The organism is Arthrobacter sp. KN11-1C, from assembly GCF_052180225.1.
GTDB lineage: Bacteria > Actinomycetota > Actinomycetes > Actinomycetales > Micrococcaceae > Arthrobacter.
The window spans coordinates 3,283,152-3,296,392 of record NZ_CP197467.1 but is presented as its reverse complement, the minus strand read 5'-3'; the positions used below and the strand labels follow the sequence as shown (position 1 = coordinate 3,296,392).

The 13,241-nt window shown below is 65.8% G+C and carries 12 protein-coding genes; 7 read left to right on the top strand and 5 right to left on the bottom strand.

The window, feature by feature from the left end; all coding sequences use genetic code 11:
* Positions 1 to 123 precede the first annotated feature (123 nt).
* On the top strand, positions 124 to 1,011 hold the full coding sequence (locus ACSBOX_RS15390; RefSeq protein ID WP_442543223.1) for a Bax inhibitor-1/YccA family protein: 888 nt from the start codon (positions 124 to 126) through the stop codon (positions 1,009 to 1,011).
* A 77-nt stretch (positions 1,012 to 1,088) separates the two neighbouring features.
* Here the strand turns inward: ACSBOX_RS15390 and ACSBOX_RS15385 are convergent, their stop codons facing one another.
* Genes ACSBOX_RS15385 through galT form a run of 3 tightly spaced genes read right to left on the bottom strand, consistent with a single transcriptional unit; the run spans position 1,089 to position 4,701 of the window.
* On the bottom strand, positions 1,089 to 2,327 hold the full coding sequence (locus ACSBOX_RS15385) for an acetyl-CoA C-acetyltransferase (RefSeq protein WP_442543222.1): 1,239 nt from the start codon (positions 2,325 to 2,327) through the stop codon (positions 1,089 to 1,091).
* 53 nt (positions 2,328 to 2,380) lie between these two features.
* Entirely contained in the window at positions 2,381 to 3,550 is a 1,170-nt protein-coding gene (galK, locus tag ACSBOX_RS15380) for a galactokinase (protein ID WP_442543221.1), read from the bottom strand.
* A complete protein-coding gene (galT, locus tag ACSBOX_RS15375) occupies positions 3,547 to 4,701 on the bottom strand; it encodes a galactose-1-phosphate uridylyltransferase (RefSeq protein ID WP_442543220.1) in 1,155 nt (384 codons plus the stop codon). Before galT ends, galK begins: the two co-directional genes overlap by 4 nt.
* Before the next feature lie 101 nt (positions 4,702 to 4,802).
* Between galT and ACSBOX_RS15370 the strand changes: the two genes are divergently transcribed.
* From ACSBOX_RS15370 to ilvA, 3 genes are read left to right on the top strand one after another with little or no spacing between them, the layout of a single operon-like run.
* Positions 4,803 to 5,753 carry an aldose 1-epimerase family protein gene (locus ACSBOX_RS15370; protein ID WP_442543219.1) on the top strand — a complete coding sequence of 317 codons (951 nt, stop codon included), beginning with the start codon at positions 4,803 to 4,805 and terminating at the stop codon, positions 5,751 to 5,753.
* Positions 5,754 to 5,794: 41 nt separating this feature from the next.
* Positions 5,795 to 7,120: an AI-2E family transporter gene (locus ACSBOX_RS15365; RefSeq protein WP_442543218.1), complete on the top strand. Its 1,326-nt coding sequence runs from the start codon at positions 5,795 to 5,797 to the stop codon at positions 7,118 to 7,120.
* Between the two features lie 3 nt (positions 7,121 to 7,123).
* The gene (gene ilvA, locus ACSBOX_RS15360; protein ID WP_442543217.1) at positions 7,124 to 8,362 is read left to right on the top strand and encodes a threonine ammonia-lyase; all 1,239 of its coding nucleotides are present in this window, start codon (positions 7,124 to 7,126) and stop codon (positions 8,360 to 8,362) included.
* Between the two features lie 148 nt (positions 8,363 to 8,510).
* On the opposite strand, the gene greA is transcribed toward ilvA, so the two are convergent.
* Both greA and ACSBOX_RS15350 read right to left on the bottom strand, forming a co-directional pair.
* Positions 8,511 to 9,005, bottom strand: coding sequence for a transcription elongation factor GreA (gene greA / locus ACSBOX_RS15355; protein ID WP_078105953.1), 495 nt, complete (start codon positions 9,003 to 9,005; stop codon positions 8,511 to 8,513).
* Between the two features lie 153 nt (positions 9,006 to 9,158).
* Entirely contained in the window at positions 9,159 to 9,617 is a 459-nt protein-coding gene (locus ACSBOX_RS15350) for a DUF4307 domain-containing protein (protein ID WP_442543216.1), read from the bottom strand.
* Between the two features lie 127 nt (positions 9,618 to 9,744).
* Between ACSBOX_RS15350 and mca the strand changes: the two genes are divergently transcribed.
* The 3 genes from mca (at position 9,745) to ACSBOX_RS15335 (ending at position 13,235) form a co-directional block, all read left to right on the top strand.
* Positions 9,745 to 10,650, top strand: coding sequence for a mycothiol conjugate amidase Mca (gene mca, locus ACSBOX_RS15345; RefSeq protein ID WP_442543215.1), 906 nt, complete (start codon positions 9,745 to 9,747; stop codon positions 10,648 to 10,650).
* A 70-nt stretch (positions 10,651 to 10,720) separates the two neighbouring features.
* Entirely contained in the window at positions 10,721 to 11,026 is a 306-nt protein-coding gene (locus ACSBOX_RS15340; RefSeq protein ID WP_442543214.1) for a hypothetical protein, read from the top strand.
* Positions 11,004 to 13,235 (top strand): thioredoxin domain-containing protein, encoded by a 2,232-nt coding sequence (locus ACSBOX_RS15335; protein WP_442543213.1) that lies wholly within the window; start codon positions 11,004 to 11,006, stop codon positions 13,233 to 13,235. The genes ACSBOX_RS15340 and ACSBOX_RS15335 overlap by 23 nt, the downstream gene beginning before the upstream one ends.
* Positions 13,236 to 13,241 lie beyond the last annotated feature (6 nt).

Sequence of the window (13,241 nt, the reverse complement as noted above, 5' to 3'; positions counted from 1 at the left end):
CCGGCACCCTCTCAACAGGCAGGGTGCCGGCATCGACGGCGGTGGAACTTTCGGTGCGGACCAAGCGTGGGAATTGGTAGCGTGAACTATCACTTCGCACCCACAGCAAGAAGGACACCCACCATGGCACTCGGCGGCAACCCGATCTTCAACGGAAAGAATTTCCGTGGAGCCACACAGGCTCCGCCTGTTCCCAGCTACTCCCACGGCCAGCCCCAGTACGGCCAAAACCAGTACGGCCAGCCGGCTTGGACCGCGCAGCAGCCAATGACGAGCGATCAGCTGCAGCAGATGTACAACCAGCCCGCGGCCGGTCCGGCCGAGACGGGCCGTATGACTTTCGACGACGTCATCGTCAAGACCGCGGCCTGCCTTGCGGTGCTGTTGATTGGCGCAGCCATCACCCTGTTCGTTGCTCCCGGCACGGCAAACCTCCTCATGGTTGTCGGCGCGTTGGGCGGCTTTGCGTTGGGCATGGTCAACTCCTTCAAGAAGCAGCCTTCGCCGGCGCTGATCCTGGCTTACGCCGGCCTTGAGGGCTTGTTCCTCGGTGGCCTGACCCGACTGTTGGACGGTATGTTCCCGGGCGTTGGCCTGCAGGCAGTCATCGGCACCCTCGCGGTGTTCGGCGTGACGTTGGCTCTCTTCAAGAGCGGCAAGGTGCGCGCCACCCCCAAGGCGGTGCGCTTCTTCATGATCGCCGTGGTCGGCTACCTCGTCTTCTCGGTGATCAACATGGTCCTGCTGTGGACGGGCGCCGTCCAGTCGCCGTTCGGCCTGAGCAGCAGCGTGCACATCTTCGGCATCCCGCTGGGCGTTTTCATCGGGATCCTGGCCATCGGCCTGGCCGCATTCTCGCTCGTCATGGACTTCACGAGCATCGAGCAGGGTGTCCGGCAAGGTGCTCCGGAGAAATACTCCTGGACGGCCGCTTTCGGCCTGACCGTCACGCTCGTATGGCTCTACGTGGAAATCATCCGCCTGCTGGCGATCCTTCGAGGCGACGACTAGCCTCCAAGGATTTGCTCAGCCTAATGCCCCTGAAGATTCGTCTTTGGGGGCATTACGCGTGTGCGAATTCTGACGACCTAAGACAGCCGTTCGAGGACGACCGCCATGCCCTGCCCGCCGCCGACGCACAGGGTCGCCAGTCCCAAGGTCCCATCCCGTTCCCGGAGGCCATTGAGCAAGGTGGTGGTCATCCGGGCGCCTGTCATGCCAAACGGGTGCCCCAGGGCGATGGCGCCGCCATGAACGTTGAGCTTCTCCGGATCGATGCCGAGTTCACGGGCGCTCGCCACCACCTGGACGGCGAAGGCCTCGTTGAGCTCCACGAGGTCGATGTCCGCCATCCTCAGGCCCGCTAAAGCCAAGGCGCGGCGCGAGGACTCCACAGGTCCCATGCCCATGAGTTCCGGGGAAAGTGCGCTGACGCCGGTCGAGACGATGCGTGCCAGCGGCTCGAGGCCAAGCTCCCGGGCCCGGACGTCGCTCATGACCATCACGGCCGCGGCGCCATCGTTGAGCGGACATGCGTTGCCGGCCGTCACTGTCCCTTCCTTCCGGAAGACCGGCTGCAAGGCGCTGACCGCTTCGAGGGTGACGCCGGAGCGCGGTGAATCGTCGCGCTCCACGACGGTTCCGTCCTTGCGGGTGTACGGTGTGATCTCGCGGGCGTAGAAACCGGAGGCAATGGCCGCTTCTGCACGGTTCTGGCTCCGGACTGCCCACAGATCCTGCTCTTCCCGGCTGATTCCGTAGCTCGTGGCGACGTTTTCCGCCGTCTGTCCCATCGCGATGTAGACGTCCGGCATCCGTCCACCCAGGCGGGGATCCGTCCATGGGGTGTTGGACCCGGCGCGGGCGGCCGTGCGGGCACGCGCCGCCTCAAACAGGGGGTTGTGCAGGCTGGTGTCCGTTTCCCCCGCCCCGACCCAGTTCTGGTACCGCGACACGGACTCGACCCCCGCCGAGACGAACGCGTGGCCTTCCCCGGAACGGATGGCGTGGAAGGCCATCCGCAGGGTCTGCAGGCTTGAGGCGCAAAAGCGGTTGATCGTGGCCGCGGGAACGGTGTCCAGGCCGGCCAGGACGGTCACCACGCGGGCCATGTTCGAACCGGCTTCGCCGCTGGGTTCGGCGCAACCGAGATAGAGGTCATCGAGGCCGCGCCCGTCCAGTGCCCCCGGATCGAAAGCCGGTATCTTGGCCAGGGCGGCAGTCACCACGGCCGCCGCGAGGTCATCGGGACGTTCGTCCTTGAGGGACCCTTTGAAGGCCCGTCCGATCGGGCTTCTGGCGGTGGAAACGATGACGGCCTCAGTCATGCCCCCAGCTTACGCCGGGGCCCCGCTCGCCGAAGGCGGCAAATGAGCCGACGTCAGGCGAGGCGTGCGGCCCCGTCGGCCGGGGTCACCGTGAAGATGTCCGGCGTCGTGAAACCGGCCGCAGCGAAGGCGCGTACGACGGCGGCGCGCACCTCTTGCTCATGTCCCACCGGGGTGAGGGCGATAGCCGAGCCGCCGAAACCGCCTCCCGTCATCCGGGCACCGATCGCTCCATGGGCGCGGGACGTTTCCACGGCGAGATCGAGTTCCGGGCACGATATCTCGAAGTCGTCGCGCATCGAGGCGTGGCTCGCGTCCAGGAGCCTGCCGATGTGCGCTGGTCCCTGGGTGGTGAGGCGTTCCACGGTCTGCAATACACGGTCGTTTTCCGTGACGATGTGCCGCACCCGCCGGAAAGTCGTGCTGTCCAGGAGGCCGCTGGCTTCCTCCAGATCGCCGATGCCCACGTCGCGGAGGGCCGGTACTCCCAGTACCTGCGCCCCGAGTTCGCAGGAAGCCCGGCGGGAAGCATAGCCGCCGTCGGAATGGGAATGGGAGACCTTGGTGTCGATGACCAGCAGCACGAGCCCGGCTTCTTCGGCGTCGAAGGGGACCAGCTGCACGCTTTGGTCGCGGCAGTCCAGGAAGACCGCATGGCCCTTCGATCCGCGGAGAGAGGCCGACTGGTCCATGATTCCGGTGGGGGCGCCCACGAAGTCGTTTTCGGCCCGCTGCGTCGCCAGGACCATGTCTTCGGCTCCGAGTCCCGCCCCGCTCAGCTGGTTGAGGGCCGAGATCACTGCGCATTCGATGGCGTGCGAGGAGGACAGCCCGGCGCCCAGGGGGACGTCCGAATCCATGAGGAGGTCGAAGCCCGGGACAAGGACGCCGCGTTCCTGCAAGGCCCAAACCACGCCGAGCGGGTACTTCGTCCAGCCTTGGGCTGCTTCCGGAACCAACATGTCCACGTCGGCTTCGACCATGCCCTGCCCGCCGAAAGTGGACAGCAGCCGGACCCGTGAATCATGGCGGATCCGGACCGCAACCTTCGCGGTCTTGTCGATCGCGAAGGGCAGCACGAAACCTTCGTTGTAATCGGTGTGCTCGCCGATCAGGTTCACCCGTCCCGGTGCCTGCCACACGCCGTCGGGGGCTGAACCGAACGTCGACTCGAAAAGCCCGGACAAGGCGCCCACGGCCGGGGCGTCGGGAGTGGACGTCATGCTGGGGCCCCTTCCGGAACAGCGCTGCTAGGTTCTTGCCCACGAATTGGCGAATCGCTGGCCACGGCGCGCAGCCGTTCTGCCACGGATTCGGGCGTGGTGTCGTTGATGAAGGCTCCCATGGCGGCCTCGGAACCGGCAAGGTACTTGAGCTTGTCGGCGGCACGGCGCGGTGAGGTGAGTTGCAAATGCAGGTGCCCGGAGGGCCTCAAGGCGGGATCCAAGGGGGCCTGGTGCCAGGCGGAAATGTACGGCGTCGGGGTTGGATACAGGGCGTCCAAGCGCTTGAGCAACTCAAGGTAGACGTGGGACAGTTCGTCGCGTTCTTCGCCACTCAGGGCGGCGAGGTCCGGAACCTGGCGATGCGGGACCAGGTGCACCTCCAGCGGCCAGCGGGCGGCGAACGGCACGTAGGCACTGAAGTGCTCGGCTTCGAGCACCATGCGGCTACCGTCGAGCCGTTCGGATTTGAGGATCGATGAGGTCAGTGATTCCCGGCCATTGGAGCTGTCGAAGTATCGGCTGGCTGCGGCACCGAGGCTCGCAGCGCGGGGAGTGACGTAGGGGTAGGCATAGATCTGTCCGTGCGGGTGGTGCAGCGTTACCCCGATGTCCGCACCCCGGTTTTCGAACGGGAACACCTGCTGGATTCCGGGGAGCGCGCTGAGCGCCTCGGTCCTGTGCGCCCACGCCTCAATGACCGTGCGTGCCCTGGTTTCGCCGAGTTCGGCAAAGGAGCCGGTGTGGCTGGGGGTGAACGAGACGACTTCGCAGCGGCCGTAGGCGGGGCCAGAGGTGCCCCAAGCGGGCGTGCCGGGGATCGTTCCGACCGCAGGTCCCAGCGAGGGGAAGCGGTTCTCGAACACCACGACGTCGTAGTCCGGCGCGGGGATTTCGGAAGGGTTCGCGGGAGTGGTGGGGCAGATCGGACATTGGTCCGCGGGCGGCAGGTGGGTGCGGCTTTGGCGGTGGGCCGCGACGGCCACCCATTCGCCGCTCAGCGCGTCGAAACGCAACTCGCCTGGATCAGCACGCGGCGGCAGCTCGCGGTGATCTGTCAGTGAGCCGGCGTCGCGCTCCGGTGAGCCGGCGTCGTCGAAATAGATCAGCTCCCGGCCATCGGCGAGACGCGTGCTGGTAAGGCGAGTCATGGATTCATGGTGCCACAGAGTGCTCAAAAAGGCAAAATATCTAACAAAAAAGAACATTAAGGGCGGGCCAAGCAATGCGATGGATGCAGTACGGTGGTGCCATGCCTCCCACAACACCATTGTCCGCGCCGGGCGACGAGACCGTAGCCCGTCGCTTTGCCAGCGGGCGCCAGTTCGAGATCCGCCGCGGTGACGCGCTCGCCGTCGTCACCGAACTCGCTGCAGGTTTGCGGTTGTTCAGCCGCGACGGCGTCCAGCTCACCGAAAGCTATGGCGACGGGCAACTGCCGCCCGGTGCCACCGGAATTACCCTGGCTCCGTGGGCCAACCGGATCGAGGACGGGATCTGGTACCTCGACGGGAAGAAGCAACAACTGGACATCACCGAGGTGTCCCGCAACAACGCGAGCCACGGGCTCCTGCGCAACTCGTCGTACGCCCTCGTGGCGGAAGACGAGTTCTCCGTGACCCTCGAAGCCGTGATCTTCCCGCAGCATGGCTACCCGTTCCTGGCCCGGCACCGGGTCAGTTACGAGATCGACGCCGAACTCGCTCTTCGGGTCTCCCAGACTTTCATCAACGATTCGGATGCGCCCGCGCCTTTCGTGCTCGGCGCGCACCCGTATTTGCGCGTCGGCGACGTTGCGCCGGAAGAGATGCTCTTGACTGTCCACGCCGGGACGCGGCTCGTGGCCGACGAGAGGCTCATTCCGCGGAGCTCGGTGCCTGTTTCCGGTGATTTTGATTTTGGCGACGGCCGGAGCGTGGGCAGCCTGGATATCGATGTGTCGTTCACCGACCTGGAGTTCGACGGCGGCATCGCCCGCCAAACGCTGTCGGCGCCGGACGGCCGCAGCGTCTCCCTGGAGCAGGACGAAAACTGCGCCTTCGCCCACGTTTTCGTCACGGACACCTTTCCCGGCCGCTCCAAGGCGGTAGCGATCGAGCCCATGACCGGTCCGGCGAACGCCTTCAACTCGGGGGAGGGCCTCCGATGGCTTGAACCAGGGGAGACCTTCACCATGAGGTGGGGAATTGTGGGCGCGCTGTAGATGGGTTTCCGATCCGGCGCTCCCTGCGGAATTATGGGTGAATGACGCCAGCACAGGACGCCACGCCATCGAGTGACCCCGTTTCGGCCGTGCCCAGGCAGGTGTCCGAGCACCACATTGCGCAAGACATCCCTTATGGAGTGCGGATCGCTGCCGCGTGGGCCTGGCGGATTGGCCTCATCTTGGTGGTCGGTGGAGCCCTTATTTGGCTGTTGGGGAAGGTCAGCTTCCTGGTGATCCCGCTCATGGTCGCTTCCCTCCTGGCTGGCTTGCTCTACCCGGTCACGCGTTGGCTCAGGAAGTTCAGGATGCCGCAAGGAGCTGCCGTTGCCATCACCGTTGTGGGGTTCCTCGGTGTCATTGCCGGAGCCCTGGCGTTGGTGGGACGGCAATTGGCTGTGGGATTCGGCGAGCTCTGGCAGGAGGCGCTTGCGGGCGTCCAGCAAATCCAGGCGTGGCTCGCAGACGGTCCGCTGCATCTGACCGCGGACCAGATCGACACATACATCCAGGGCGCCACCTCGGCCTTGCAGAACAACAGCAGCAGCATCCTGAGCGGTGCACTGTCCTTCGGTAGTTCTGCCGGGCATTTCGCCGCGGGCATGGTCCTGGCCCTCTTCATCCTGATCTTCTTCCTTCTGGAAGGATCCAGGATCTGGCGCTTCATTGTCGGACTCCTGCCCCGGACTGCCCGCGCCGCGGCTTACGGCGCGGGCAAGCGCGGCTGGTCGTCCATGGTCAGCTACGTGCGCATCCAGATGTTCGTGGCTTTCGTGGACGCGGTGGGGATCGGCGTCGGGGCCGCGATCATCCAGGTTCCCCTCGCCTTGCCCCTGGGTGTCCTGGTGTTCATCGGTTCATTCATCCCGGTGGTCGGTGCCCTCGTGACGGGAGCCATCGCCGTGCTCCTGGCTTTGGTGGCCAACGGTCCCCTGAACGCGCTCGGCATGTTGGCCATCGTGCTGTTCGTGCAGCAGCTCGAAAGCCATATCCTCCAGCCGCTCATCATGGGCAAAGCCGTGTCGTTGCATCCTGTCGCCGTGATCTTGTCGGTCGCAGCCGGTTCATACCTGGCCGGAATCCCGGGAGCGCTCTTCGCGGTTCCGCTCCTCGCCGTAGCAAATACGGCGGTTCGCTATATTGCCGCGCGGACGTGGGAACATGAGGAAGGACTGATGACGGCGTACGCCGGCGCAGGGACTGCAGCACCGGACTCCGATGAGGACCCCACCATCAAGGAAGTCCACCGTCCCGGCGCCAACGCGGCCGCACGGTCCAACAGCGGTGAAGGCGCCGCAGGTCAGCACGCGGCTGCGGAACGGACATTCCCCAAGGATGCCGCAGCGCACACCAACAAAGGAGACTAACCCGTGAATACCCTCGATACCCTGCCCGTCACCCTGGACGATGTCCTTAAGGCGCGGGAGCTGCTCGAGGGCATTATTACCAAGACCCCCATCGAGTCCTCGCGGGCCTTGGGAGCCATGGTGGGCGGCGAAGTCTTCTTCAAATGCGAAAACCTCCAGCGGGCAGGTTCCTTCAAGGTCCGTGGTGCCTACGTGCGGATGGCGCGCCTGTCTGCCGAGGACAAGAAGCGAGGCGTGGTGGCGGCTTCGGCAGGCAACCACGCCCAAGGCGTTGCTGTGGCGGCGAAGAGCCTGGGCATCAAGGCGCGCATCTACATGCCGCTCGGCGTGGCGCTTCCGAAGCTCGCTGCGACCCGCAGCCACGGAGCAGAAGTCATCCTGCACGGGCACAACGTCGATGAGGCCTTGGCCGAGGCGCAGCGTTACGCGGACGAAACGGGCGCCGTCTTTGTCCACCCCTTCGACAACGTCGACGTCGTAGCGGGCCAGGGAACCGTCGGGCTCGAAATCCTGGACCAGATCCCCAACGTCGACACCGTACTCATGGGCGTTGGCGGCGGCGGGCTGCTGGCCGGAGTCGCCGTCGCGATCAAAGCGAGGGCGAGGGAGCTGGGGCGCGAGATCCGGATCATCGGCGTACAGGCGGAGAACGCGGCCGCCTACCCGCCGTCGCTCGCTGCCGATGCCCTGGTGCCGCTCAAGAAGGTTTCCACCATGGCGGACGGCATCGCCGTCGGACGCCCCGGCCAGCTGCCGTTCAGCATCATCCGCGAACTCGTGGACGACGTCGTGACTGTGAGCGAAGACTCCTTGGCCCGGGCGCTGATCTTCCTGCTGGAGCGCGCCAAGATGGTGGTTGAGCCGGCCGGTGCCGTCGGCGTCGCCGCCCTCATGGACGGCAAGATCGAAAACCCGGGGACCACCGCCGTCATCCTCTCCGGTGGCAACATCGATCCCATGCTGATGCTCAAGGTGATCCAGCGAGGCCTCTCGGCAGCGGGTCGCTACATGACCGTGCGCATGATGCTGGATGACAGGCCGGGTTCCTTGGCCACGATCGCCCGGATCATCGCCGAGAACGATGCCAATGTGACCGGCCTGGACCACACCCGGGTAGGAGGCGCGATCAGCATGGGCGACGTCTCCATCACCGTCAACCTGGAAACCAAGGGACACGAGCACAGCGAGCAGGTCCTGGCAGCCCTTCGCGCGGAGGGCTTCCACCCGATCGTGGTGCACTGACGCCGTAGCCCAACCCAACTGACTCGCACTTAACGTCGTTTTGAGCCTTCAAAACGACAACAACTGCGAGTCAGTTGGGGGAACGCAAAGCAAAACGGCGGCCCGCCCCGCGAAGGGGAGAGCCGCCGTCGTTGTTTTTGCGGAACTATTAGCCGGCGAACGGCTTGGCGGAAACGATCTCCACCGGAATTTCCTTGCCGTTGGGGGCAACGTAGCTGAGCTTGTCGCCCTCCTTGTGGCCCATGATCGCCACGCCCAGCGGGGACTTCTCGCTGAAGACGTTGAGATCTGAATCACCGGCGATTTCGCGGGATCCCAGCAGGAAGGTTTCTTCGTCACCGGCGATGCGCGCGACGACGACCATGCCCTGCTCGACGATTCCGTCATCGGCCGGAGCTTCTCCGACCTGGGCGTCGCGCAGCAGCACGGTCAGCTGGCGGATGCGGGCCTCGATCTTGCCCTGCTCTTCCTTCGCGGCGTGGTATCCACCGTTTTCCTTGAGGTCGCCTTCCTGACGGGCGGCTTCGATCTTCTGTACGATCTCCGCACGGCCAGGGCCGGAAAGGTGGTCCAGCTCTGCCTTCAGGCGGTCAAATGCGTCCTGGGTAAGCCAAGCTGCAGGCGCGCTGTTGGTGGTCGACACGGACTTCTCCTTATGGATCTGACAAGCAAAGACCCCGCCGGTGCAGGCCACTCGTGGAACTCAGCAACCAACTCAGCGGGGTTAAGGTATTGATCCAGTGTAGTCAATCCTGTGGACAAACCCAAGCTCACTGAGTCGCGGGTCACACCTTTGCTATTTGCCGCCGTCGACAATCCAGCAGTTGTCCACGACGGCGGACACGGCCGCGGACTCGGTGCGCAGGATGGTCCTCTGGGCGGTTGTCTGGCCGCCGTCGGCGCCGTCCTTGGGGGCATTCGGGCCGATCTGGACGACCTTCCAGCCGACCACCCCGAACCCGGAGTCCATGGCCTTGACCGCGCATTTTGCGGTGGCGTCAGGGCTCTTGGTGACTTGGAAATCGACCGAAAGCTGGGTGGCGTCAGTGGCGCTGTAGCCGATGTCCTTGAATGACACAGACGACTGCGAAGAAGACGTGGTGACCCAAAACAAGAGCCCTACGGCCACGAGGAGGGCCCCGATGAAGATGTTGCGTTTGGTCTTTCCCCCGAAGGCGCGCTTTTGGCTGCCGTAGCGATTGGCTAGGCTGGTAGTTGCCGGCAGCGCCGTGCCCGAGGGGTCTTCCGAAGTCACCCACCTAGTTTAGTGGGCTTCCGGCACGTCCTCGCACACGGCGAAGCCGCACGCGTTGGAAACACCTGATCAGCACAGCCACGAGCAAGCCCAGAACAGCATGACCCGGAAAGAGGAACCGTACCGGATGAGCACATCCACCAGCCCCGACACGCAGCTCCGGCTGCTCGCCGTCCACGCACACCCGGACGACGAATCAAGCAAGGGCGCGGCAACCATGGCGATGTATGCGGCTTCCGGAGTGGAAGTGATGGTGGCCACGTGCACTGACGGTTCCCGCGGGGACATCCAGAACCCGGCCATGGAGTCGGCTCCGCACCCGAAGCGGGACATGGCAGGCGCGCGCCGCTTGGAAATGGACAACGCTGCGGCGGTCCTGGGAATCAAGCAGCGTTGGCTCGGTTTCGTGGATTCCGGACTGCCGGACGGCGATCCGTTGCCACCCCTGCCCAACGGCTGCTTTGCGCTTCAGCCCCTTGAGCGGGCGTCGGCACCGCTCGTCCGCTTGGTCCGCGATTTCAAGCCGCACGTCATGGTGAGCTACGACGAAAACGGCGGCTACCCGCATCCGGACCACATCATGGCCCACAAGGTTGCCGTCGAAGCGTTCCACGCGGCGGGAGACCCGGAGCGGTACCCGGGCACGGGCGAAAGCTGGGCGCCCAGCAAGTTGTACTACGACCGCGCCTTCAGTCCCGACCGTTTCCGTGCCTTGCATTTCGCGCTCGAAGAGGCGGGACTGCAATCGCCGTACGCCGAACGTTTGGCGTCCTGGCTGGAAGCCGATGCGGAAGGGCATACTCCGCCGCGGCCGATGCACCAGACCACCACGAAGGTGGATTGCGGTGACTACTTCGAGGCCCGCGACGACGCACTACGGGCCCACCGGACGCAGGTTGATCCGCTGGGCTTCTTCTTCGCGGTGTCCCCGGAGATGCAGCGCAGGGCATGGCCGTGGGAGGACTACACGCTTATCGACTCCCGGATCCCGGCCGAACTGCCTGAAAAGGACCTGTTCGCAGGGCTAAGATAGGATCGCCGGCGATTTCTATCAAGCGTAGAAGTCGCCACCCGGCTGGAAACTCCCATAGAAGGTTTGAACCGTGCACCACTTTCTCATCGCCCTGGCCACGACCCCGTCGCCTACCCCGACCCCGTCGCTGCGCCCCGGCTTGTCGGAAGACCAGGTGACCCCGGGAACCTGGGGTTTCGTCCTGACTGCCTTCATTGTGGTGCTCACGACCTTCCTGATCGTGGACATGGTCCGCCGGATCCGGCGGGTCCGCTACCGCGCCCAGGTCGAGGAAGCCCTTGTTGGCGGGACTGACGGCGCGGAAACCGACGGCCGCGTCCAGGGCAAGCCGGACGCGGAAGAGTCCGACGGCGATGCCGGTTCCGGAGCCCGCTGACCCGGGAACCACCCGGGAATGGCCGGGGGCGTCCAACGCCCTTGGCTCGGAACCGTCCGCCTATCTCCGCCAGCATGCGCACAATCCCGTGCATTGGCGGCCGTTCGGCGATGAGGCCTTCGCTTTCGCGGCGGCCCGCGATGTTCCCGTCTTTCTCTCCATTGGCTACGCCGCGTGCCACTGGTGCCACGTCATGGCCCACGAGTCCTTCGAAGACCAGGAGACCGCCGACTACCTGAACGGCCGTTTCGTGGCCATCAAGGTGGACCGCGAAGAACGCCCGGACGTGGACTCGATCTACATGGCAGCCACCCAGGCCATCAGCGGCGAGGGCGGCTGGCCGATGTCCGTCTTCCTGACGCCCGAAGGCCTGGCCTTCCACGCAGGAACCTATTTCCCGCCAACAGCCCAGCCCGGGAGGCCGTCCTTCCGCCAAGTGCTTGAAGCGGTCCACGAGGCGTGGCTGGAACGCCGGGACGCCGTCGAGCAGAACGCGCGGATGCTCGCCGTCGGCATGGCGAATGCCCAGCTTGCATCGGCGGTATTCCTCGACAGGCCGCCCGAAAGCCTGGACAAGAGCCTGCTGTCGGAAGCCGTGCGGCTTCTCGCCCGCTCGGAGGACCCCGACGGCGGCGGCTTCGGCGGCGCTCCCAAGTTCCCGCCGTCGGCGGTTCTTGAGTTCCTGATACGGCACGCTGCCGTGGCGTCGGATACCTCGGACGCCGCCCGCGACATGGCGGGCCGCACTCTCGCCGCCATGGCCCGTTCCGCACTGTGCGACCAGCTCGACGGCGGTTTCGCGCGGTATTCCGTGACCGCGGATTGGTCCGTGCCGCACTTCGAGAAGATGCTCTACGACAACGCCCAGCTTCTCCGCGTCTACGTCCGCTGGGTCCGGCTCCACGGCGACTGGGTCCTGCCCGCAGGCGAGGCCGCGAGTGTGGCGTCGCGGGTGGCGGACTGGATGCTGGACTCGCTCGGCGTGGGTGATCCGGCAGCCCCGGACGGACTCGCATCCTCGCTCGACGCCGATACCGTGGTGGACGGGGTGCACCACGAAGGGGCGTCCTACCTGTGGACTCCGGCGGCCCTCGAAGCCGTGCTTGGCCCGGGGGACGGCGCCGCCGTGGCCCGGATGATGAACGTGGGGCCGTCCGGAACAGTCTCGGAGCTTGGATCTCCGCTCCATCCCGGGCACCTATTGTCCGGGGCGGAACTGGCGTTGTGGAACCGCGTCGGGCCCGTTTTGCACGCCGCTCGCTTGGCGCGCCCCCAGCCGGCCCGGGACGACAAGGTCGTGGCAGGCTGGAACGGCCTGGCGATCGCGGCGCTTGCCGAAGCCGGTGCGATCCTGGACCGACCGGAACTGGTGACCGCAGCGGAAAGCCTCGCCGAATACCTGGTGCGTGTGCATTGGCGTCCGGCGGCCGATGCGCCCGCAAACCCCGGCGCCAGGGTACTGATCAGGGTCTCGCACGACGGCGTTGCGCGAGGGATCACCGGCTTGCTGGAAGACTATGCGTTTTGCGCCGAAGGCTTCCTGGCTCTCTACGCCGTGACTGGCCGGCGTCGATGGTACGGATTGGCGGAGCAGCTGATCCGGGGAGCCTGCGCACGCTTCGTGGTGGACGGCAGGTTGTCGGATTCCGTGGGGGAGTCGGCCCAGGTTTTCAACGCGCAGGGCCAGCACGCAGGCTTGGATCCTTTTGACAACGCGGCGCCGAGCGGGGCAGCGGCCTTTGCCGGGGTGCTGCTGAGCTATGCGGCCTACTCCGGTTCACACGAGCACAGGGCCATGGCAAGCAACATCCTCTCGCTCCTGCCGCCCGTAGCCGGACGGGCACCACGGGTTGCGGGATGGCTGCTGGCGACCGCCCAGGCGGCCGCAGCAGGACCCATAGAGGCGGCTGTGTCCGGCCCTTCGGGCCAACAGCAGCGCGAACTCCACCGTGCCCTGTTGGCCTCGCCGAGCCCGGGGATGGTGGTGGCCGTCCAGCACGAGATGGCCGGCGATGCAGCCGACGACGACGGCGCGCAGCCCGGTGACCGCCCCGCGGAACCGGAGGTGCCACTGCTCGAGGCCCGCACGCCTGCCGCGGACGGCTCACCGCAGGTGTATTTGTGCCGTGGAATGGTGTGTGACCTGCCGCTTGGCTCCGTCGAGGAACTCACGCAGCGCCTGGACGCGATGACGGAGTCCGCCGGCTAGCCCAGG

What these genes read in the sequence shown, in the direction of transcription:
- mca (WP_442543215.1), top strand. Translation starts at nt 9,745, where the DNA reads ATGAGCACATCCACCAGCCCCGACACGCAGCTCCGGCTGCTCGCCGTC.
- ACSBOX_RS15390 (WP_442543223.1), top strand. Translation starts at nt 124, where the DNA reads ATGGCACTCGGCGGCAACCCGATCTTCAACGGAAAGAATTTCCGTGGA.
- ACSBOX_RS15365 (WP_442543218.1), top strand. Translation starts at nt 5,795, where the DNA reads ATGACGCCAGCACAGGACGCCACGCCATCGAGTGACCCCGTTTCGGCC.
- ACSBOX_RS15385 (WP_442543222.1), bottom strand. Translation starts at nt 2,327, where the DNA reads ATGACTGAGGCCGTCATCGTTTCCACCGCCAGAAGCCCGATCGGACGG.
- galT (WP_442543220.1), bottom strand. Translation starts at nt 4,701, where the DNA reads ATGACTCGCCTTACCAGCACGCGTCTCGCCGATGGCCGGGAGCTGATC.
- galK (WP_442543221.1), bottom strand. Translation starts at nt 3,550, where the DNA reads ATGACGTCCACTCCCGACGCCCCGGCCGTGGGCGCCTTGTCCGGGCTT.
- ACSBOX_RS15370 (WP_442543219.1), top strand. Translation starts at nt 4,803, where the DNA reads ATGCCTCCCACAACACCATTGTCCGCGCCGGGCGACGAGACCGTAGCC.
- ACSBOX_RS15335 (WP_442543213.1), top strand. Translation starts at nt 11,004, where the DNA reads ATGCCGGTTCCGGAGCCCGCTGACCCGGGAACCACCCGGGAATGGCCG.